Source organism: Cellulosimicrobium sp. EB106-03-01-XG111, assembly GCF_058792115.1.
On sequence record NZ_JBYTEQ010000001.1, the window covers coordinates 208,339 to 228,724 of the forward strand.

The following is a 20,386-nucleotide window of genomic DNA, read 5'->3' on the forward strand; positions in this document are numbered from 1 at the left end:
GACCGGCCTACGCTGAGGGAGTGCCGCTCCGACGGGGAGACGGCGGTGACGACCGCCGGACGTTCGAGCTCGTCGACACGGTCGGGGTCGACGACGACCTCGACCTCCTCGACGCGCCGCACCCGGTGCTGCTCGGCGGCTCGTACGCCGTGCCCCGCGGCGCGGCCTCTCTCCTGCCGCCCGGAGCGCCGCCGCCCGGTGCGTCCGGTCCTGGACCACGGCCGGCCGGGGCACCCCCCGAGGTGCCGGAGGTGCCCCCCGGTCCCGGCCGCCGCCGGGTCGTGGCCGCCGCGGTCGCGGCGGGCGTGGTGGTGCTCGTCGTCGGCGGGATGCTCGTCGTCGACGCCGTGACCAGCCGGGACGCGCAGGAGCGGCTGGAGACGGCGCGCGGCGCGGTCCGCGCGCTCGACGCCGCCCCGACCGAGCGCTGGCGCGCTCCCGCCGCCGCAGACCGCGGGACGGCCTTCCTCCCCGGCCTCCTCGTCACCGTGGACGGCGACGAGGCGGTCGCGCTCGACCTCGACAGCGGCGCCGAGGCGTGGCGCGTGCCGGTCGGCGGCGACGAGGCCGTGTGCGGGTCGTGGAGCCCGTGGGAGCGGTCGGGGGTGCCGTCGCGCACGGTGGTGTGCGTCGCCGGGTCGGGGGTCACGCCGTCCTGGTACGACGTCAGCCCGCCGCCCCGACCGGGCGCGGGCACCGCGACCGTCACGGTGATCGACGGCCGCGGGCGGGTCCTGGGGCAGCGGCAGGCGGAGATCGCGGGGGCGCTGCTCGTCCCCGGCCCGGACGGCGGCCTCGTGCGGGCCGAGCGCGTGGGCGAGCCGGGCGCGCCGAGCGGCGCGCCGGTCGCCGTCGACCCCGGCGCGGGCGAGTCCGTCGACGGCGTCGCGGGGCGGGACGTCGTCGTGACGGTCGAGGACGCCGCGACGGGGGCGGTGCGCTGGCGGCACGAGCTGCCGTTCCAGGACGTCCCGTGGTCGTGCACGTCGTGGGACGCCGAGACCGGCGGCGAGGAGGTCGACCCGGAGCGACTGCTGGTCGTCGCGACGGAGACGCTGGTCGACGTGGGCGGCTGCGGCGTCGCGGCCTCGTTCCTGCCGGACGGCGAGCGCCTCGACGACCCGGACGTCCCGACCGACGGCGCGGTCCCGCTCGCGGGCGGACGGTTCCTCGTGGATGCGGACCGGCAGGGGTCGGACGGCGCCCTGCGCGCCGACCGCGTGCTCGACCCGGACGGGACGCCGCTCCTCGACGTGCCCGGCGAGGTGCTCGACCCCCAGGCGACCGACGACCCCGCTCCGGGCGTCCTCCTCGTGCGCGACGGCATCGCCCTGCGCGCCTACGACGAGCACGGCGCGCGCCTGTGGACGTTCGACGGCGCGCGCGTGCCCGAGGCCGTGTACGTCGTCGCGGAGGGCACGGCCGTCGTCGGGACGGCCAGCACGGTCCTGGGGCTGGACGCGTTGTCGGGCGAGCAGACGTGGTCGCGGTTCGTGGACGACCTCGCGGGCGAGCGCGGTCACGGCGCCGTGGTGACGCAGGCGTTCACCGACGGGCGGTGCGCGTTCCTCGTGCTGGTCGACCCCGCGACGGGGGCGAGCTCGCGCGTCGTGGCGCTCGAGCTGTCGTCGGGGTCGGTCGTCTGGTCGGAGGACCTCGACGGCGGCTGGGGCGGGCTCCTCCCGGTGCAGGGCCGGCTCCTGCGCTGGGACGGGCAGTCGGTCGCCCTCCTCGGCTGACGCGCCCGCGCGCCCGCACCCCGCACGCCCGCGCCCGCACGCCCGGACCCCCGCCCGCCCGCGGGCTCGCGGTCGCGCGACCGCCCGGCGCGTCCTACGGTCGGCTCAGCCGCTCGACGTCGAGCGTGCGCGTCCCGCCTCCGCACCCGCGACGAAGGGCCTGAGCGATGACCGAGCCGAGCACCGACCCGCTGGCCGCCGCCGTCGCGGCCGTGAGCACCCCCTCCCCGCTGGACACCCCGTTCGGTCCGGTCGAGCTCGTCGACGGCGTCCCGCTGCCAGGGTCCCTCGACCGGCTCTACGGGTCGCTGGACTTCGTCCGCGGGGTCACGGCGTTCCTCGACGCGATGCCGGGCGCCTCGCTCGTCGCCATGCGGCGCGGGTTCCGCAGCCTCGGCCTGCTCCGCTCGAACCAGGTGGGGTACACGGACCCGCGGGCGGACTCGAACGGCATCTTCCTCACCGCGAACACCGAGACGACGTACGGGTCGCTCTTCGTCGACCTGCGCGAGACGGGGCCGCTCGTGATCGAGCCGCCCCGGCAGTCGCTGTGCGTCGTGGACGACTTCTGGTTCCGCTACGTCGCGGACATGGGCATCGCCGGGCCGGACCGGGGCGAGGGCGGCCGGTACCTGTTCCTCCCGCCGGGCTACGACGGCGAGGTGCCGGACGGCTACTTCGTGTACCGGACGCCCACGTTCACCAACTGGGTCGTGCTGCGCGCGCTCGGCGGCGTGCCCGCGATGAAGGAGACCCGGATCTACCCGCTCGCCGACGCGGCGGACCCGTCGCCGACGGAGTTCGTCAACATCGCGGGCGCCCGGATCAACACCGTGCACGCGAGCGACGTGTCGTTCTTCGACGAGGTCGCCGAGCTGGTGGCGGAGGAGCCGCCGGGCGCGCTCGACCCCGAGCGGGCGGGTGCGCTCCGTGCGCTCGGCATCGTCCACGGCCGGCCGTTCGAGCCCGACCCGGAGCGCCGGGCGACGCTCGACGCGGCCGCGCGGACGGCCGCGGCGATCAGCCGGGCCCTCGTCTACTCGCCGCGCGACCCGGCGGCGCGGATCGCCCCCGGGTCGCGCTGGCTCGACGCGTTCATCGGCGGGTCGTACGAGTTCCTGGCGGACGGCGCGCGCCTGCTCGACGCGCGCACGCAGTTCCACTTCTTCGCGACGGTCATCACGCCCGCGATGGCGCACGCCCAGGTCGGCGCCGGGTCGGCCTACGCGTACACGGCGCACGACGCGCGGGGCGACGTCCTCGACGGCGGCCGCACGTACCGGCTCGTGCTGCCGCCGAACCCGCCCGCGAAGAACTTCTGGTCCGTCGACCTCTACGACACCCAGACCCGCTCCCTCCTGCGCACCGCGGACCCGCAGCCCAGCCTCATGAGCATCGGCGGCACGGTCGCGACGGAGGACGACGGGAGCACCGTCCTCTGGTTCGGGCCGGAGCTGCCCGCGGGGCGCGAGCACAACTGGGTCGGGACGGTCCCGGGGAAGTCCTGGTTCCCCATGCTGCGCCTGTACGGGCCGCTCGAGCCCTGGTTCGACCGCACGTGGCTGCCGGGCGACCTGGAGCCGGTCGACGCCCCGGACGCCTGAGGCCCGCGTCCCGGCACTACCCTGGCGAGATGCCCGACGACCTCACGCAGCCCGCCACGCCGTCTCCTCCCGAGCCCGAGGTGGCCGAGGTGGCCGAGACGCCGCAGGCGCCCGTCGCCCCCCGTCGTCCCGCGGCGCGCACGCACCACGGCGAGACGGTCGACGACGACTACGAGTGGCTGCGGGACAAGGAGTCGCCCGAGGTCGTCGCGCACCTCGAGGCAGAGAACGCGTTCACCGAGGCGCGCCTCGCGCACCTCGAGCCGCTGCGCGAGCGCATCTTCGAGGAGATCCGGGCGCGCACGCTCGAGACGGACCTGTCCGTCCCGGTGCGTCAGGGCGCGTACTGGTACTACGCGCGCACGGTCGAGGGGTCGCAGTACCCGATCCGGGCCCGCGCGCCGATCGACGCGAGCCTCGGCAGCGACGCGCCGTCGGCCTGGGTGCCGCCCGTGCTGGAGCCGGGCGTGCCCGTGCCGGGCGAGCAGGTGCTCCTCGACGACAACGTCGAGGCCGAGGGCCACGAGTTCTTCTCGCTCGGCTCGTTCGACGTCTCGGTCGACGGGACGCGGCTCGCGTACGCGGTCGACGTCGTCGGCGACGAGCGGTTCACGCTGCGGATCCGCGACCTGGAGTCCGGCACCGACCTCGTGGACGAGGTCCCGGGCACGTTCCCGGGCGCCGTCTTCTCCCCGGACGGGCGGTACGTGTTCTACCCGACGGTCGACGACGCGTGGCGGCCCTGGCGCGTGTGGCGCCACGAGGTGGGCACGCCCGCGACGCAGGACGTCGTCGTCTTCGAGGAGCCCGACGAGCGGTTCTGGGTCGGGGTCGGCGTCTCGCGCTCGCAGCGGTTCGTGCAGATCGACGTGGGCTCGAAGATCACGTCCGAGACGTGGCTGATCGACGCCGACGACCCGACCGGTGAGGCGCGCGTGGTCTGGCCGCGCCGTGAGGGCGTCGAGTACACGGTCGAGCACGCCGTCCTGCCGAACACGTGGTTCCCGACCGCCGAGCACGGGGTCGGCGACCGTCCCGACGAGAATCCGGTCGCCGATCCCGTGCTCGGCGGGGCGGGGGATCAGCGGGACGTCCTGCTCGTCCTGCACAACGACGGTGCGGAGAACTTCGAGCTCGTCGTCACCGGCCTTCCCGGCGTCGCCGGTGTCTCGGTCGGGCCGGGCGACGCGACCGTCGTCGTGCCGCACGACCCTGCGACACGGCTCGAGGCTGTGGACGCGTTTGCCGGGCACCTCGTTCTCTCCTACCGGCGCGACGCGCTGTCGCGGGTCGGCGTGATCGACCTCGCGAGCCCGGAGCCGCCGCGGCCCGCGGGCCTGCCCACCCCGATCCGCACGGGCGACACCCCGGCGCCCACCGCCGACCTCTGGCACGTGCACGAGGTCGCGTTCGACGAGCCGCTCTACACCGCGGCGCTCGGTGCCAACCCCGAGTGGGACCAGCCGAACGTCCGGCTGAGCTACACGAGCTTCGTCACGCCGTCGACCGTCTACGACCTGCGCGTCGAGACCGACGAGCTCACGCTCCTCAAGCAGCAGCCCGTGCTCGGCGGCTACGACGCCGCGGACTACGTGCAGCGCCGCGAGTGGGCCACGGCCGAGGACGGCACGCAGGTGCCGGTGTCGCTCGTGTGGCGGCGCGACGCCGTCGGGCTCGACGCGACGGGCACGGGCGCCGAGCCGGCGCCGCTCCTGCTGTACGGCTACGGGTCGTACGAGATCAGCATCGACCCGGGGTTCTCGATCTCGCGCCTGTCGCTGCTCGACCGGGGGGTCGTGTTCGCCGTCGCGCACGTGCGGGGCGGCGGCGAGATGGGGCGCCGCTGGTACGACGAGGGCAAGACGCTCGCCAAGCGCACCACGTTCACGGACTTCGTCGCGGTCGCGCGGCACCTCGTCGACGCGGGCTGGACGAGCCCGGAGCGGCTCGTCGCGCAGGGCGGCTCGGCGGGCGGCCTGCTCATGGGCGCGGTGACGAACCTCGCGCCCGAGCTCTTCGCGGGCGTGCTCGCGCAGGTGCCGTTCGTCGACGCGCTCACCTCGATCCTCGACCCGTCGCTCCCGCTCACGGTCGTCGAGTGGGACGAGTGGGGCGACCCGCTGCACGACCCCGACGTCTACCGGTACATGCGCACGTACACGCCGTACGAGAACGTGCCCGACGACGCGTCGCACTACCCGCGGATCCTCGCCGTGACGTCGTTCCACGACACGCGCGTGCTCTACGTCGAGCCCGCGAAGTGGGTCGCGCGGCTGCGCGCCGCGGGGGCACCGGCGCTGCTGAAGATCGAGATGCACGCCGGGCACGGCGGGGTCTCGGGCCGCTACGAGGGCTGGCGCGAGGTCGCGTACGAGGACGCGTGGGTGCTCGACGTGCTCGGGCTGGCCGACCGGTGACGTGCGCGCAGGCGTGAGGCCGCGGGCGGAGGGGGAGCGATGACCGACGAGACCGTGCCGCCCGACCCGCGGACGGCGCGCGACGCGACGCCGCCCGGGAGGGCCGCGCTGCTGCTGCGCCCGGTCGGGTACCTCGCCGTCGGGCTCGCGGGGACGGCCGTCGGGCTCGCCCTCCTGGGCCTGTACCTCGCGCCCGCGGCGTACGGGCTGCTCGCGCCGCCGCAGGACCAGGAGCCCTGGGCCGAGCTCGTCGCGTCGCCGGGTGCCGTGCTCGGGCGGCTCGCGGTCGTCGCGCCGGTCGCCGTGGCGCTCGCCGGCCCGGTCGCGTGGTACCTGTCGTGCGCCGTCTGGCCGCTCGCCGCGCTGTCGTTCGTGCACGCCGGGCGGGCGCTGCGACCGTCGTCCCGGGGCGACCGGCTGTCGTTCACGAGCCGGGTCGCGCCGGGCACGACGCTCGGGCCGCCCGTGCCCGGGCCGCTCCCCGTGCCCCTCCAGCCGCAGCGGCGCTCGCGGCTCACGGACCCGCTCGTGCGCCTCGCCGTCTGCGGCTGGCACCCCGACCGCCGCGAGGCCGGGGCCGCGGTCCCGGCCGGCGTCGCGTGGGTGCTCGTGAGCACGGGGGCGTCGACGGCGCTGCCGCCCGGCTGGCGGGTCGCGCTGCTGGTGGCCGCGGTGCCGTTCGCCGCGTGGTCCGTGGTGGCCCTGCGGCGCCGGTGGGACTGGCGGTTCCACCGCGAGCGCGTGCGCGCGGCGCGGCGCGAGCGGTGGCTCGAGCGGCACGCCGACGGGTACGTGATGCGCGACGGCCCGCGCGTCGTCCGGTCTCGCCCGCAGTCGGCCGAGCACCGGGCGCGCGTCGAGGTGGAGCGCGCCGAGGCGCGCGCCGCGCAGGACCGCCTCACGAGCCTGACGAGCGACGCGATCGGCGAGCGCCGCGAGGCGGTGCTCCGCGCCCGCCGCCGGCGCGAGCAGGACCAGAACGACCCCCGACACGGAGACTGACCCCGTACCAGGCCACGAGCATGGGGTGACTGCCCGTCCGGGGTCCGGGACGGGCGGTGGCCGCATGCTCGGCGGCTGGGGGTCAGACGGTCTGGGGGCTGCCGCACTCCGCGCAGAAGCGCGCGCCCGCGGCGTTCGAGGTGCCGCACTCGCGGCACGCGGCGACCTGCGCCAGGCGCTCGCCGCACTCGGGGCAGAACTTCCCGCCGTCGACCTTCGCGCCGCACGACGGGCACCGCGTGACGGCGGCCGTCCGCAGGTCCGCGCCGCCGACGAGGTCGGTCGTGCGGAGCTGCTCCTGGACCTGGTACCGGCGCGCCTCGGCCTGGAGCTGGGCGAGCTCCTCCACCTGCTTGGGCGAGCAGCGCACGCACTGCCCCACGGCGTCGTTCCAGCAGACCTCGTGGCACATCCAGTCGCCGCACCCGTGGCACTGGCGGAACGCGTCGCGCACCTCGCCGACGGCGGCGTCGAGCGCCTTGTCCTTCGCCTGCGAGTTGGTCTGGCGGTCCGCGGCCCACGACCCCGCCGCGTAGGAGAGGTCGGCGACCTTGCCCCCGAAGAACCGGCCCGCCGCCTGGACGAGGCTGCTGCCCTTCGCGACGACGTCCGTCCGGTAGGCGGAGCGGTAGCCGTTGCCGCAGCGCTCGCACCGGAACTCGAACTGGTAGCCCCCGGCGTTCGACAGGTCGCGGACGTTGTCGGTGAAGGCGATGGGCGTGCTCATGGCGGGGACCTCGGTGGGCTCGTGGGGTCGGCGTCCCCGCAGGCCAGGCCCGCGGGAGGGGGGAGTCATGGGGATCCCGTGACCGCTGCGATGCTACCCATCGACCCTCGCCGTCCCGACGGATCACCCGGGTGAAATCGGTCAGGGGCGGACGAGGCGGAGCGGGGCGTCGGCGGTGCGGACGGTGACCGTCTGGCCCCACGACGCGACGAGGCGGTCGTCCTCCACGCCGTCGCCGAACACGACGAGCCGGTCCGAGGCGACGGTGAGCGCGACGTCGGCCCCCTCCTCGACGACGCCCTCGGTGAGCGAGACGCCCGTCGCGGGCGACGGCCACGCCTCGCGGACGAACCAGCCGAGCCGGTGCTCGGTGCGCCCCGGGGCCCGCCGCCCACCGCGGTCGTGCGCGAGCGACGCCCACCAGCCCGTCGCGCCCGTGCCCGTCGCGACGAGCACGCCCGACGACGACTGGCGCTCCTCGCCCGCGCCGCAGCGCAGCGTGTAGCGCGCGCTCTGGTGGCTGGGGTGCCCGACGAACACCTCGTTGAGCGCGGTGAGGTGCTGGCCGTCGTCGAGGTCGGCGCGGACCATGGTCAGGGCGTCGACGGGCAGCACCGCCACCCGGTCGGGCGCGCCGCCCGGCGCCTCGGCGTCGGTCCCGAGCCCGCGCAGGAGGGCCGTCGCCGCCGCGACCGGGTGCCGCACGAGCACGCCCGCGTTCACGCCGGGCTCCGGGTCGACGCCGAGGACCGGCTGGCCCCGCAGGTACTTCGCGACGTTCGCGACGAGGCCGTCCTGCCCCACGACCACCACCACGTCCTCGGGCGCGACGAGGAACCGCGACAGGTCCGCGCGCTCGACGTCGGCGCGCGCCCAGCCCGCGGGCAGGGCGGCCACGACGGCGTCGCGCGCGGCGGTGAGGGCGTCGTGCCGCGCCTGCACCTCGGCCAGCGACCGGCCGCGCGACCGGAGGAAGAACTCCGCCTGGCCGCGCGTCCCGTGCCGGTCCAGCAGGTCGTCGAGCTCGGTGCGCCGGTGCACGACGACGGCGCGTCGCCGGAGCATCGTCAGGCCGCCTTCCCGGGCGCCGCGGCGGGCGACCCGCCGTCCGGGCCGAGCCCGCGTGCCAGGGTCGACAGCACCCCGGTGAGCAGGTCGGGCGTGATGGTGAGGTTCTGCACGTCGGGCAACGACCCGGCCGCCTCGCGCAGCGCGAGCGCGAGGAGCGTGCCCTGCCCGGCGCTCGCGTACACGTCCATGCGAGCCTGCTCGGCGGCGGCCTCGGCCGCGCCGACGACGCGCACCTGCTCCGCCTTGGCGTCGGTCGCGAGCTGGGCGCGCTCGGCGGTCGCGCGGGCGTCGACGAGGGCGGCGGCCGCCTTCTCCTCGGCCTCGCGCCGCGCGTTCGCGCCCTCCTGGGCGACGAGGCGCTCGCGCCGGGTCGCGAGCTCGATCCTGCTCGCGAGCTCGTTCTCCGCGATCGCCCGCTCGCGCTCGACGGCGAGGGCCCGGCGCTCGTAGGTCGCGCGGTCGGCCTCGGCCTGCACGTGCTCGCGCGCGGGCGTCTGGAGCGCGCGCTCGACGTCCTTCTCCGGCCGCACGGCGAGCACCTGGACGCCGATGACGACGATGCCCGTCGTGGTGAGGCGCGGGTCGGTGGTCAGCGCCTCGGCGAGGACGTCGCGCACGCGCGGCACGCCGGTCGTCAGGGCGTCGGCGAGGGGCATCGCGGCGAGCGCGTCGGTGGCCCGGCTCTGCGCGAGGCGCCCGACGATGCTCGTCACCTGGTCGCGCCCGGCGGTGCTCGTCTCGCCGCTGCCCGGGTCGACCGCGAAGTCGAGGCGCTGCGAGACGGTCACCGGGTCGGCGAACCGGTACGTCACGCCGGCCTGCACGGTGACGTCCTGGTGGTCGGCGGTCACGGCGTGGAAGAAGACGGGGAGCTCCTGGTCGTCGACGGGGACCTCGGAGAGGACCGACGTCGTGGGCCGGAACCAGAACGCCTGGCCGACGCCCTCGTGGGCGACGCGCCCGCGGCGCAGGTGCACGACGTGCCCGGTGGGGCTCCCGAGGAAGTGCCGCGTCCACGGGTAGGTGCGGATGGTGGCCATGGTCGTCTCCGATCTGTTTTCGTCAACCTGACGATAACGAGCGTAGGCCGACAGACGGGTTCTCGTCAACCTGACACGAATGTGCGACGATGGACCCATGACCCCTCCCGCCGCCCCGGCGCCTGACGTCCCGCCCGGCGCGGCCCTGCTGCCCGTCACGGTCGACGTCGTCGCGCTCACCGTGCGCCACGACGCGCTGCACGTGCTCCTCGTCGAGCGCGGCGTCGAGCCCTTCCGCGGCGCGCTCGCGCTCCCCGGCGGGTTCGTGCTGCCGGGCGAGCGGCTCTCCCGGGCGGCGCGCCGCGAGCTCGCGGAGGAGACGGGCGTCCGTCCGCCCGGGCACCTCGAGCAGCTCCGCACGTACGGCCCGCTCGACCGCGACCCGCGCGGCCCGGTCCTCTCGGTCGCGTACCTCCTGCTCGCGCCCGAGTTCGGCGTCGTGCACGCCGGGTCCGACGCCGGGGGAGCCGCCTGGCACCCCGTCGAGCCCCTGCTCGAGGACGGGCCGGGGCCCGGCCTCGCGTTCGACCACGCGCGGATCCTCGCCGACGGCGTCGAGCGGGCCCGCGCCAAGCTCGAGTACTCCGCGCTCGCGACGGCGTTCTGCCCGCCCGAGTTCACCGTCGCCGACCTGCGGCGCGTCTACGAGGCCGTCTGGGGCGTGCGGCTCGACCCCCGGAACTTCTCCCGCAAGGCCACGACGACCGCGGGGTTCCTCGAGGACACGGGCCGCACGACGTCGGGCGGGACCGGGCGACCCGCGGCGCTCTACCGGGCGGCGCGCCCGGCGCCGGGCCCGCTGCCGGGCACCGCGCCCGACGTCATCGCGCCCGACGTCACCGCGCCCGACGCCGGCGCGCCCGACCCGGACGACGCCCCCGCGAGCGTGCCCGCGGTGCTCGACCCGCCCCTCATGCGCCCGCGTCGCTGACGGCGCGGTTGCGCCCCGCGCCATCGGCCCACCCCGGTGCCCCGCACCGACGGGCCCGCGCCGGGGGAGTTCTCCCCCTCGACAGCGCCGACCCGCTGAGTACGCTCGCGCGCATGTCGACGTACAGCTCCTGGCGCAGCGACCAGGGCAACATGCGGGCCCTGTCCGACGAGCTCGCCGCCCAGGCCGCGATGGCGCGGTCCCGCGAGGCGTCGCTCCACCGGCGCCTGCGGTCGCTCGAGGGCGACCTGTCGAGCCGCGTCGAGGTGCTGACGCGCCTCGTCAACGCGCTCATCGAGCTCGGCGAGGTCCGCGAGGAGCTCGCGCTCTTCACGCCCGCGCGCCGTGCCCGCGACGCGGCGCGCGCCCTGACGAGCGCCGTCGTCACGGGGGAGGGCGACGTGTCGCACCTGCGGCGCTCCCCGGACCTCGTGGACGTGCCCGGCTACTGGCTCGTGCCCGCCGCGCTCGCGGTCGCCGAGCTCCCCGCCGGGCGGCTCGACCGCGAGGCGGCCGAGGAGGCCCTGCTGCGCGACCGCCGTCGTGCCGCGACGTACCTCGTCGCGGTGTGCGCGCTCGTTGGGCAGCCGGGCCTCGCGCGCGAGTGGATGGCGTGGGTGCTCGACGCGCCCGCCCTGCCGGCCGCGGGCTGGGGCAGCGCCGACGGCGCCCCCGAGCCGTCGCCCGGCGCGGGCGAGGCACCGGACGAGGCACCGGACGAGGTGGGCGTCACCGGGGCCGAGCGTGCGCTGTGGGTCGCGGCCGCGGCCGGTCACCTCGGCGGCGACGGGGTGGAGGTCGTGCGCCGCGCCCTCGCGGAGCGGGTCGCGCTGCTCGACGACGACGCGCGCGCCCGCTGGCGCGCCCGGCTCCTGGAGGACGCGCCGTCGCTGCCCGCGCTGCCCGCCGACGGCGCGGCCTGGGGCAGCCCCGAGTCCGCGGGGGACGCGGCCGGGGCGCGCCGTCGGACCGCCGCCCCCGACGCGCTCCCGCTCCTGCGGTCGTGGACGGCGTGGTCGCGCGCGCTCGTGGCGGGCGAGGTCGCGGTGCCCGCGCCGGACCCCGGACCCCTCCCGGCCGGGACCCCCGAGGCGCCCGGCGCGGCGCTGCTCCGCGTCGTCGCGTCGCTCGTGGACGAGGGAGCGCCCGTGGAGCGCGGGCTCCTGGACCGGGCGGCGCTGCTCGACGAGCGCGTCGGCCGCGCGCCCCGCGAGGACGGGCCCGGGTGGGACGCCCCGGCGGGGACGCTCGTCGACCTGCTCGTCGAGGACGCCCGCGGGACCGACCCCGGGCGCGCGGCGCTCGCGGGCCCCCTCGTCGTCGAGGAGCTGCGGGCCGCGACCCACGCGCGGGCCGCGGAGCTCGCGGCGGCGCCCGCGCCGTCGCGCGAGCTGCGCCTCGGGGGCCGCACCGTGACGGTCACGCCGACCGAGGACGGCGCGGCACCCGCCGCGACGGCCCGGGCGGAGCTCCTCGCGCGACCCGTGGACGGGGCCTCCTGGGGCGTCGTCGGCGCGACGGGCACGGTCGCCCTGCTCGGGGTCGTGCTCGGGATCGCCGCCTCGCCCGCGTGGTTCACGGTGGCCGTCGTCGCGGCCGGTCTCGCCGCCTGGCAGTGGTTCGCAGGGGAGCGCCGCGCGCGCGACCAGCGTGCCGACGCGCAGTCCCGCGCCCAGCGGTTCGACGCCGACCTCGCCGAGGCCCGCACCGCCGTGGCGGCGTCCGCGGAGCGCGCGCGGACGCAGCGCGAGGCCGTCGCGACCGTCGTCGCCGACCTCGACGACACCCTCGCCGAGCTCGCGGCCCGCACCCCCGTCTGACGCGGTCGGGCGGTCGCCGCGTGCCCGTCCGCCGTGGCCGCGCCAGGGTCCGTCCGCCCCTCGCTCCCGGGCCGTCCGCCCCGGGTGCCGACGAGCCTCTCCGGCGTTCGAACGAGGGCTTCGAACGCCGGATGAACTGTCGGTGAACAGTGGCAGAAGAATCCACAGGATGGTCGAGCGCGCGGCGGTCGTGACCGCACCATGGACGACGTGACCGAGACGCTCCTGCTGGTGCTCGTCGTCGTGACCGCACTGGCCTTCGACTTCACCAACGGCTTCCACGACACGGGCAACGCGATGGCCACGTCCATCGCCACCAAGGCCCTCAAGCCCAAGACCGCCGTCGCCCTCTCCGCCGTCCTCAACATGGTCGGGGCGTTCCTCTCCCTGGCCGTCGCGGCGACCATCGCGAAGGGTCTGGTCGACGCGAACGTCATCACCCTCGAGGTCGTCCTCGCGGGACTGGTGGGCGGCATCACCTGGAACCTCCTGACCTGGTTGCTCGGCATCCCGTCGAGCTCGTCGCACGCCCTCATCGGAGGCGTCGTCGGCTCCGTGCTCGCCGCCGTCGGCACGCAGGGCGTCATCTGGAGCGGCGTCGCCGCGAAGGTGCTCATCCCCGCGCTGCTCGCCCCGCTCATCGCGGTCGGCGTCGCGAGCGTCGGCACGTGGGCCGTGGCCCGCCTCACGCGCGACGTCCCCGAGGACGTCTCCACCCGGGCGTTCCGCTGGGGCCAGGTCGGCTCCGCGTCGCTCGTCTCGCTCGCGCACGGCACCAACGACGCGCAGAAGTCGATGGGCATCATCCTGCTCGCGCTCATCGCGGCGGGCGCCGTCCCGGCCGACTCGAGCGTGCCGTTCTGGGTCATCCTGTCGTGCGCGTTCTTCATGGCCCTCGGCACCTACCTGGGCGGCTGGCGGATCATCCGCACGCTCGGCAAGGGCCTCGTCGAGATCGACACCCGCCAGGGCATGGCGGCCGAGACGTCGTCCGCCGCGGTCATCCTCATGTCGGGCCTCTTCGGCTACTCGCTCTCGACGACGCACGTCGCCACCGGCTCGATCCTCGGCTCGGGCGTCGGGATGCCCGGCGCGAAGGTCCGCTGGGGCGTCGCGGGCCGCATGCTCGCCGCCTGGGGCCTCACGCTCCCGGCCGCCGGGCTCGTCGGCGCGGCCTGCTACGGCATCCAGCACGGCATCGGGGGCGCCGCCGGGACGGTCGTCGTGTTCGCGATCCTCGTCGGGTCGTCGCTGGCCATCTGGATCGCCTCGCGCCGCAAGCCCGTCGACCACACGAACGTCAACGACGCCTGGGAGGAGGGCGCGGTGGACGCCGGGCTCGAGTCCGAGGTCGTCGAGGCGCGCGAGGCCGCGCTCGAGCGTCGCCTCGACGTCGCCGACCCGTTCGCCGACGCCGCGCCCGCCCCGGCGCCCGCCACCCCGACCACGCCCGCCTCGCGCCAGCGCGCGGGCGTCTGACCGGCAGCCCGGAGGAGAGAACCGTGTTCGTCGAGATCGACTCGCTGCTCAAGGTCGTCGTCGCCGGCCTCGTCGTCGGCGCGGGCCTGCCCGCCCTGTTCGCCCTGGGAGTCCGGCTCGCGGCCGGGCGCGCCGTGCCCGTCGAGGTCGGCACCCCGGACGGCCGCTTCACGTCCGACGGCCGGACCGTGCGCGTCGAGCGCGCGACCCGCCCCCGCCAGGTCGGTGCGATCGTGTGCTTCGCCGTCGTGGTCGTCGCGATCGCCGTCGGCATCGCGTTCGTCGCGGGCGGGGGCCACTGACCCGGGACGCCACCCCCAGCTGAGTGCAGGAAAGAGTCGCGGTCGGACGTCCTGACCGCGACTCTTTCCTGCACTCACCGGGAGGGGGTCAGGCGGAGTCGCGGACCACGAGGTGCGGCTCGAACAGGACCGAGCGCGCGTCGGCGTCCGGGTCGTCGATCGCGGCGAGCAGGAGGCGCGCCATCTCCGCCGCCATCTCCTCGACCGGCTGCCGGACCGTCGTGAGCGGCGGGTGCGCCTGGCGCGCGACCGTCGAGTCGTCGAACCCGACGACGGCCACGTCCTGCGGGACGCGGCGGCCCGCCTCCTGCAGGACGAGCGACGCGCCGTCGGCCATGAGGTCGCTCGCGCCGAACACACCGTCGACGTCCGGTCGCGCGGCGAGCAGCGCGCGCGCCGCGGCCTCCCCGCCCGCGCGCGTGAAGTCGCCCTCCACGACGAACGGCTCCGCGAGCCCGGCGGCCCGCACCGCCTCGAGGAAGCCGTCGCGGCGTCCCCGCGCGAACGGCACGTCCGACGGGCCGGCGACGGTCGCGAGCCGCGTGCGCCCGTCCGCGATCAGACGCTCGGCCGCGATCCGGCCGCCGGCGGCCTGGTCGAGGTCCACCCAGCTCACCCCGGCCGCCTCGTCGACCCCGTCGAGGTGCGTCGACAGCACGACCGGGACCGTGAGCGCGGCGATCCGCGCCGACAGCGGGTCGCTCGCGCTCGACGTGATGAGCAGGACGCCGTCGACGTGCCCCTGCCGCACGTAGCGCACGACCTGGTCGTGCGCGGGCGGGTCCGCGGGCAGGATCGCGAGGTGGATGTCGCGCGGGCGCAGCACCTGCTGCGCCCCCGCGGTCACGCGCCCGATGTACGGGTCGGTGAACAGCCGTTCGAGGAACGGGCTCGGGGAGCGCTGCTCCGACGGCTCGGAGACGACGAGAGCGACCGACCCCGTGCGGCGCGTGACGAGCGTCCGGGCGGCGAGGTTGGGGACGTAGCCCGTCTCGTCGATCGCCTTCTCGACGACCGCCACGATCGCCGGGTCCACCGTCGGCACGCCGTTGATCACGCGGGACACCGTGGCGCGGGAGACGCCCGCGATGGCCGCGACGGCTTCGAGCGTCGGGCGGGGAGCGGGGCGACGGGCAGCCATGCGGTCAGTTATACCGCTCAGCGCAGCCGCTCCTTCGCCGCGAGCACGCGCAGCACCGCCGCGTCGACCTGGGCGGCGAACGCGTCGTCGCTCGACGCCCGCTCGACGACGGCCGCCACCATCGGCTCGACGACGCTCGGGTCCGCGGACGCGAGCACCATGTCGCCGCCGGCGGCGATCGTCAGGACAGCACGGTCGGCGGGGGACCAGGCCTGCACCTGCCGCGCCGCCGACACGTCGTCGGTGACGACGACGCCCTCGAACCCGAGGTCGCCGCGGAGCATCCCGTCCACGACGACGGGCGAGAAGGCCGCGGGGAGCGTCCCGTCGATCTGCGGGTAGACGGCCGTGGAGGTCATGACGAACGCCGCGCCCGCCTCGATGCCCGACGCGAACACGGCGACCGACGCGTCGTCGCGCGTCGTCACGTCGTCGGTGACACCGGCGTCGGTGTCCGTGTTCTCGGTGACACGGCCGAGCCCGGGGAAGTGCTTGATCGCCACGTCCACGCCGGACGCCTCCATCCCGGCGCTGAACGCGTTCGCGTGGGAGGTCACCGTCTCGGGCGTCGAGCCGTAGTTGCGCTGGAACGACCCGATCGGCGGGTTCTGCGCGGCCGTCCCCTCGGGCACGAGGTCCATCACGGGCGCCAGGTTGAGGTTCACGCCCGCCGCGGCGAGCTCGGCGCCCCACGTGGTCGCGTCCGCCTGGAGCGTCGCCGGGTCGAGGCGGGCCTGGTCGGTCGCCGCCGGGACCTGCGAGAACCCGGGCCCGCGCAGCACCTGGACCTTCCCGCCCTCCTGGTCGGTCGCGACGAACAGGGGGGTGCCGTTCGTGGTCTCCGGGGAGACGAGCGCCGTGAAGCCCGCGACGAGGTCCGCCGTCGGGCCGGTGCCCGCCTGCGAGCGGCCCGCGAGGAACACGTTGCCCACGTGCAGGCGCGAGACCGCGTCGTAGCTCACCTGCTGCGGGTCCCTCACGTCGACCCCGACCATGAAGAGCTGCCCCACCTTCTGCTCGAGCGTCCACCCGGCGAGAGGGTCCGCGGGCGGGGTGGACGGCGTCGGCGACGTGCCCGACGGCGACGGGTCGGCCGGGGTGGACGGCGAGCCCGTCGGCGGGGTCTGCGGCGCGGGGGCGGGCCGCGTGAGGTACCACGCGACGGCCGCCACGGCACCGAGCGCGGTCACGACGGCCACGACGATCCAGGTGGTCCGGGCACGAGCGGTCACAGGCGACACCTCCGACGCCACGGTAGCCCGGCGGCCGCGGAGGGGGCGTCGTCCCGGGCGCCCCGACGCCGCCCGGCGGCGGTATGACCGACGTCACCGCCGGTCTCACGTCATGAGACGCGTCCCGGCGCGTCTCCTGGGTGTCATGGCGTCCTGGCCGCACGGCCCGTGCGACGCCGTCTTGCGAACCTGGAGCCTGGCATGACCCCTCGTCCACCCGTCCCCCGCGTCGCCCCCGGACGCCTCCGCAGAGCGGTCGCGGCGCTCGTCGCCGCGGTGCTGGCGCTGGCGGGCGCGGTCGTCCTCGTCTCGGGGCCGCAGGCCCGCCCGGCGTCTGCCGCGGTCGGGTTCTGCCCCGCACCGGGTGACATGCCGAACGTCGGGCAGACGCCCCCGCTGTTCACGGACACGAACGTCACGGTGTGGACCGGGGGCGACTACCTCGCCACGGCGAGCGCCGCGGAGTCGGAGGGGCTGCTCGTCGTCACGGGGGAGGCGACGATCGACGGCCCCGGGAACTTCAGCATCGGCGCGGTCGGCGCGGGGTCGCAGATCACGCCGCCGGACGGCGCGGTGATGCTCGCCGTCGGGGGCGGCCTGGACATCGGGGCGGAGACGAGCGTCACGGTCGGCTCGACGCTGCCGACCGGCGGCGCGGTGGACGTCGGCGCCGCGGTCACGGGCGGCGGCTCGCTCTCCACGGCGGGGACGACGCCGGGCGCGGACGCCCCGGTCACGCAGGGCATGGGCGCAGCGGCCCTCGGCGAGTGGGCCGGCTACGGCGCCGTCGTCGCGGACGCGTCGGCGACGATCGCCGGGTGGCCGGCGACCGCGGCGGGCGTCGTCTCGGGGAACCGGGTGACCTTCACCAGAGTCGGCACCGCCGACCCGCAGGTGTTCACGGTCGACGCCGCGCAGCTCGCGGGCGTCCGGGAGATCGTCTTCGCGAACGTGCCGGACGACGTCGCGATCGCGATCAACGTGACCGGCGACGCCCCGGTGAGCATGAGCCCCAACTACTGGGAGGGCAACGGCTCGCCGTTCATCAACGACTTCAACTCGAACCCCGGCTTCGGCAGCTGGGCCGCGCGCACCCTGTGGAACTTCGCGTCCACGCCGGAGCTCGCGCTCGGCCGAGCCGACCAGTTCCTCGGCACGATCGTGGCGCCGGTCGCGGACGCGACGATCACGACGAGCACGAACGGCCGCGTCCTCGTGGGCGGGAACCTCACGTTCGGCGACCCGAGCGTGACCGGCGGGCTCGAGATGCACAGCTACCCGTGGATCGGGCCCGGGCCGTTCGACTGCACCGGGGGCGGGAGCTTCGCCGTGCAGAAGACCGTCACGGGAGAGGCGGCCGCGGACGTGCCCGCGGGCACGACGTTCGCGGTGGAGTACACCTACGAGCAGCCCGACGGCGTCACCGGCGGCGGCACGCTCACGGTCCCGGTCAGCGGGGCCCTGGTGCACGGGCCGACCCTGCCGGAGGGCACGGTCGTCACGGTCCGCGAGACGAACCTGCCGTCGGTGGCGGGCGTCGAGTGGGGCACGCCGGTGGTCCGCGTGGACGACGAGCCGCTCGGCGACCCGGCGCAGTTCACCGTCGCCGCGGGCCGGACCGTCTCGGTCACCGTGGTGAACACGGCGAGCACCGGCGGCGGGACCGCCGTGGGTGGCTTCACCGTGGCGAAGGTCCTCGCCGGGGACGCCCTCGGCCTCGTCCCGGCGGACACCGCGTTCCTCGTCGACTGGGAGGCCACCCTGCCGCAGGGCGCCACCTACGACGGCGACCTCACCGGCACCCTGACCGTGCGCGCGGACGGCGCCGTGGTGGACGGCCCCGCCGACCTGCCGGTCGGTACGACGGTCACGTTCGCCGAGCGGTTGCCGCTCCCGGCGGTCGACGGCGTCGTGTGGGGCGACCCGGTCGTGAGCCCGGCGGGCCCCGTGACGGTCGTCGAGGGCGCGACGGGCGTCGCGGTGACGGTCACCAACGTCGCGGACCCCGTCGTGGGCGGGTTCGCCGTCCGCAAGGCCGTCGAGGGCTCCGCCGCGGGCGACGTCCCGGCGAGCACCGCGTTCCTCGTCGACTGGCGCGGGACCGTCCCCGCGGGCGTCGCCTACGACGGCCCGACCTCCGGCACGCTCACCGTGCGCGCCGACGGCACGCTCGTGAGCGGCCCGGCGGACCTGCCGGTCGGCACGACCGTGACGCTCGCGGAGCAGCAGCCGCTGCCCGCGGTCGACGGCGTCGTGTGGGGCGTCCCGTCCTTCGACCCGGGGCCGTCGGTCACCGTGGTCGAGGGCGCGACCGGTGTCGAGGTCACGCTGACGAACACCGCGGAAGCGGTGGAGGAGGTCGGCGGGTTCGCCGTCCAGAAGACCGTCGCGGGCGGCGCGGCCGGCGCCGTCCCCGGGGGCACGGAGTTCCTCGTCGACTGGACGGCGGAGCTCCCCGTGGGGGCCGAGCACGCGGGGGACACGCAGGGCACGCTCACCGTCCGCGCCGACGGCACGGTCGACGCGGGGCCGCAGGACCTCCCGGCGGGCACCGTCGTGCGGTTCGCCGAGCGGCAGCCGCTGCCCACGGTCCCCGGGGTCGCGTGGGGCGAGCCGGTGTTCTCGCCCGCGACGGTGACCATCGGCGACGGCGACGCCGTCGCGGGCGTCGCGCTGACCAACCAGGCCGACGCGCTCGTCGGGGGCTTCTCCGTCGCGAAGACCGTCACGGGCGACCTCGCCGGGAGCGTGCCCCCGGGCACGGAGTTCTCGGTCGCGTGGTCCGCGGTGCTGCCCGCCGGGTTCGCCCACGACGGCCCGCTTGCCGGGACGCTCACGGTGCGCGCCGACGGGACGACGGTCGACGGCCCGCAGGACCTCCCGGTCGGGACGGTCGTGAGGTTCACGGAGGTCGACCTGCCCGAGGTGGGCGACGTCGTCTGGGGCGCGCCGGTGTTCTCTCCCGCGGCCGTCACGGTCGGTGACGGGGAGGACACGCTCGTCACCCTGACCAACACGACGCAGGACGTGGCCGCGGTCGGCGGGTTCTCCGTCGCGAAGGAGGTCGTGGGCGACCGCGCGGACCTCGTCCCGGCGGGGACGACGTTCACGGTCACGTACGCGTACGAGCTCGAGGGCACGCCCGTGGGCGGCTCCGTCGAGGTCCCGGCCGACGGCACGGTCGTCGCCGGGCCGCAGAACCTCCCGGCCGGGACGGTCGTGACGTTCGGCGAGACCGACCTGCCCGCGGTCGACGGCGTCGTGTGGGGCACGCCCGTGTTCAGCCCGCCGACGCTCGTCGTCGGCGACGGGACGGACGCGCTCGTCACGGTGACGAACACGGCCGACCAGGCCGTCGGCGGGTTCTCCGTCGTCAAGGAGGTCGTGGGGTCCGCGGCGGGCTCCGTGCCGGCGAGCACCGGGTTCACCGTCCGCTACGCGTTCGACCGCGACGGCGAGCCCGTCGCCGGCACGCTCACGGTGCGGGCCGACGGCCGGGTCGTCGACGGCCCGCAGGACGTCCCCGTGGGGACGGTCGTGCGGCTCACCGAGACCGACCTGCCGACGGTCCGCGGCGTCGGGTGGGGCACGCCGGTGCTCACCGTCGGCGACGAGCGGGTGACCGAGGTGACGGTCGGTGCGGGCGCACCGGTCGTCGTGACGCTGACGAACACCGCGTCGTCGGCCGGCGGCCTCGCGATCACGGGCGGGGACGTCGTCGCCGTGACGACGCTCGCGCTGCTGCTCGTCGGCACGGGCGCCGCGCTCCTCGCGGTCCGCGCTCGCCGCCGCCGCACCGCCTGACGCGCGGGGCGTCGTCGGGCCGGTGCCGGACGGCCGACGGGCCGGTCACCTCCTCGCGGGGGTGACCGGCCCGTCGT

The 20,386-nt window shown here is 76.4% G+C and carries 14 protein-coding genes; 9 read left to right on the top strand and 5 right to left on the bottom strand.

The window, feature by feature from the left end:
- Window positions 1-20: 20 nt before the first annotated feature.
- From AC3WT4_RS00915 to AC3WT4_RS00930, 4 genes are all read left to right on the top strand, one after another.
- Entirely contained in the window at window positions 21-1,739 is a 1,719-nt protein-coding gene (locus AC3WT4_RS00915) for an outer membrane protein assembly factor BamB family protein (protein WP_492314440.1), read from the top strand.
- 167 nt (window positions 1,740-1,906) lie between these two features.
- A complete protein-coding gene (locus AC3WT4_RS00920) occupies window positions 1,907-3,343 on the top strand; it encodes a DUF1254 domain-containing protein (RefSeq protein ID WP_492314441.1) in 1,437 nt (478 codons plus the stop codon).
- Between the two features lie 29 nt (window positions 3,344-3,372).
- Window positions 3,373-5,760: a S9 family peptidase gene (locus AC3WT4_RS00925; RefSeq protein WP_492314442.1), complete on the top strand. Its 2,388-nt coding sequence runs from the start codon at window positions 3,373-3,375 to the stop codon at window positions 5,758-5,760.
- A 39-nt stretch (window positions 5,761-5,799) separates the two neighbouring features.
- Window positions 5,800-6,762: a hypothetical protein gene (locus tag AC3WT4_RS00930; RefSeq protein ID WP_492314443.1), complete on the top strand. Its 963-nt coding sequence runs from the start codon at window positions 5,800-5,802 to the stop codon at window positions 6,760-6,762.
- 82 nt (window positions 6,763-6,844) lie between these two features.
- Here the strand turns inward: AC3WT4_RS00930 and AC3WT4_RS00935 are convergent, their stop codons facing one another.
- The 3 genes from AC3WT4_RS00935 to AC3WT4_RS00945 form a co-directional block, all read right to left on the bottom strand.
- Window positions 6,845-7,489, bottom strand: a complete 645-nt coding sequence (locus AC3WT4_RS00935; RefSeq protein WP_492314444.1) for a zinc ribbon domain-containing protein — start codon at window positions 7,487-7,489, stop codon at window positions 6,845-6,847.
- A 141-nt stretch (window positions 7,490-7,630) separates the two neighbouring features.
- On the bottom strand, window positions 7,631-8,554 hold the full coding sequence (locus AC3WT4_RS00940) for a diacylglycerol kinase catalytic domain-containing protein (RefSeq protein ID WP_492314445.1): 924 nt from the start codon (window positions 8,552-8,554) through the stop codon (window positions 7,631-7,633).
- 2 nt (window positions 8,555-8,556) lie between these two features.
- Window positions 8,557-9,600: an SPFH domain-containing protein gene (locus AC3WT4_RS00945; protein WP_492314446.1), complete on the bottom strand. Its 1,044-nt coding sequence runs from the start codon at window positions 9,598-9,600 to the stop codon at window positions 8,557-8,559.
- Between the two features lie 97 nt (window positions 9,601-9,697).
- Between AC3WT4_RS00945 and AC3WT4_RS00950 the strand changes: the two genes are divergently transcribed.
- The 4 genes from AC3WT4_RS00950 to AC3WT4_RS00965 all read left to right on the top strand — a co-directional run bounded on the left by AC3WT4_RS00950 (window position 9,698) and on the right by AC3WT4_RS00965 (window position 14,132).
- Window positions 9,698-10,531, top strand: a complete 834-nt coding sequence (locus tag AC3WT4_RS00950) for an NUDIX hydrolase (protein WP_492314447.1) — start codon at window positions 9,698-9,700, stop codon at window positions 10,529-10,531.
- Window positions 10,532-10,644: 113 nt separating this feature from the next.
- Complete coding sequence (locus AC3WT4_RS00955; protein WP_492314448.1) at window positions 10,645-12,351, top strand: hypothetical protein; 1,707 nt, start codon at window positions 10,645-10,647, stop codon at window positions 12,349-12,351.
- Between the two features lie 201 nt (window positions 12,352-12,552).
- Window positions 12,553-13,830, top strand: a complete 1,278-nt coding sequence (locus AC3WT4_RS00960) for an inorganic phosphate transporter (protein WP_108047221.1) — start codon at window positions 12,553-12,555, stop codon at window positions 13,828-13,830.
- 23 nt (window positions 13,831-13,853) lie between these two features.
- Window positions 13,854-14,132 (top strand): hypothetical protein, encoded by a 279-nt coding sequence (locus tag AC3WT4_RS00965; protein ID WP_074803604.1) that lies wholly within the window; start codon window positions 13,854-13,856, stop codon window positions 14,130-14,132.
- An 88-nt stretch (window positions 14,133-14,220) separates the two neighbouring features.
- Here AC3WT4_RS00965 and AC3WT4_RS00970 read toward each other — a convergent pair whose 3' ends face one another.
- Both AC3WT4_RS00970 and AC3WT4_RS00975 read right to left on the bottom strand, forming a co-directional pair.
- A complete protein-coding gene (locus tag AC3WT4_RS00970) occupies window positions 14,221-15,273 on the bottom strand; it encodes a LacI family DNA-binding transcriptional regulator (RefSeq protein ID WP_492314449.1) in 1,053 nt (350 codons plus the stop codon).
- Window positions 15,274-15,290: 17 nt separating this feature from the next.
- The gene (locus AC3WT4_RS00975) at window positions 15,291-16,505 is read right to left on the bottom strand and encodes a glycoside hydrolase family 3 N-terminal domain-containing protein (protein ID WP_400113286.1); all 1,215 of its coding nucleotides are present in this window, start codon (window positions 16,503-16,505) and stop codon (window positions 15,291-15,293) included.
- Between the two features lie 201 nt (window positions 16,506-16,706).
- Here AC3WT4_RS00975 and AC3WT4_RS00980 point away from each other — a divergent pair, with 201 nt between their 5' ends.
- Entirely contained in the window at window positions 16,707-20,309 is a 3,603-nt protein-coding gene (locus AC3WT4_RS00980) for a DUF5979 domain-containing protein (RefSeq protein ID WP_492314450.1), read from the top strand.
- The last annotated feature ends 77 nt before the right edge of the window (window positions 20,310-20,386 follow it).

Bases quoted from the DNA above. Each gene is read 5' to 3' on its own strand.
- AC3WT4_RS00920 (WP_492314441.1), top strand. From the start codon at position 1,907: ATGACCGAGCCGAGCACCGACCCGCTGGCCGCCGCCGTCGCGGCCGTG.
- AC3WT4_RS00925 (WP_492314442.1), top strand. From the start codon at position 3,373: ATGCCCGACGACCTCACGCAGCCCGCCACGCCGTCTCCTCCCGAGCCC.
- AC3WT4_RS00930 (WP_492314443.1), top strand. From the start codon at position 5,800: ATGACCGACGAGACCGTGCCGCCCGACCCGCGGACGGCGCGCGACGCG.
- AC3WT4_RS00935 (WP_492314444.1), bottom strand. From the start codon at position 7,489: ATGAGCACGCCCATCGCCTTCACCGACAACGTCCGCGACCTGTCGAAC.
- AC3WT4_RS00940 (WP_492314445.1), bottom strand. From the start codon at position 8,554: ATGCTCCGGCGACGCGCCGTCGTCGTGCACCGGCGCACCGAGCTCGAC.
- AC3WT4_RS00945 (WP_492314446.1), bottom strand. From the start codon at position 9,600: ATGGCCACCATCCGCACCTACCCGTGGACGCGGCACTTCCTCGGGAGC.
- AC3WT4_RS00950 (WP_492314447.1), top strand. From the start codon at position 9,698: ATGACCCCTCCCGCCGCCCCGGCGCCTGACGTCCCGCCCGGCGCGGCC.
- AC3WT4_RS00955 (WP_492314448.1), top strand. From the start codon at position 10,645: ATGTCGACGTACAGCTCCTGGCGCAGCGACCAGGGCAACATGCGGGCC.
- AC3WT4_RS00960 (WP_108047221.1), top strand. From the start codon at position 12,553: ATGGACGACGTGACCGAGACGCTCCTGCTGGTGCTCGTCGTCGTGACC.
- AC3WT4_RS00970 (WP_492314449.1), bottom strand. From the start codon at position 15,273: ATGGCTGCCCGTCGCCCCGCTCCCCGCCCGACGCTCGAAGCCGTCGCG.
- AC3WT4_RS00980 (WP_492314450.1), top strand. From the start codon at position 16,707: ATGACCCCTCGTCCACCCGTCCCCCGCGTCGCCCCCGGACGCCTCCGC.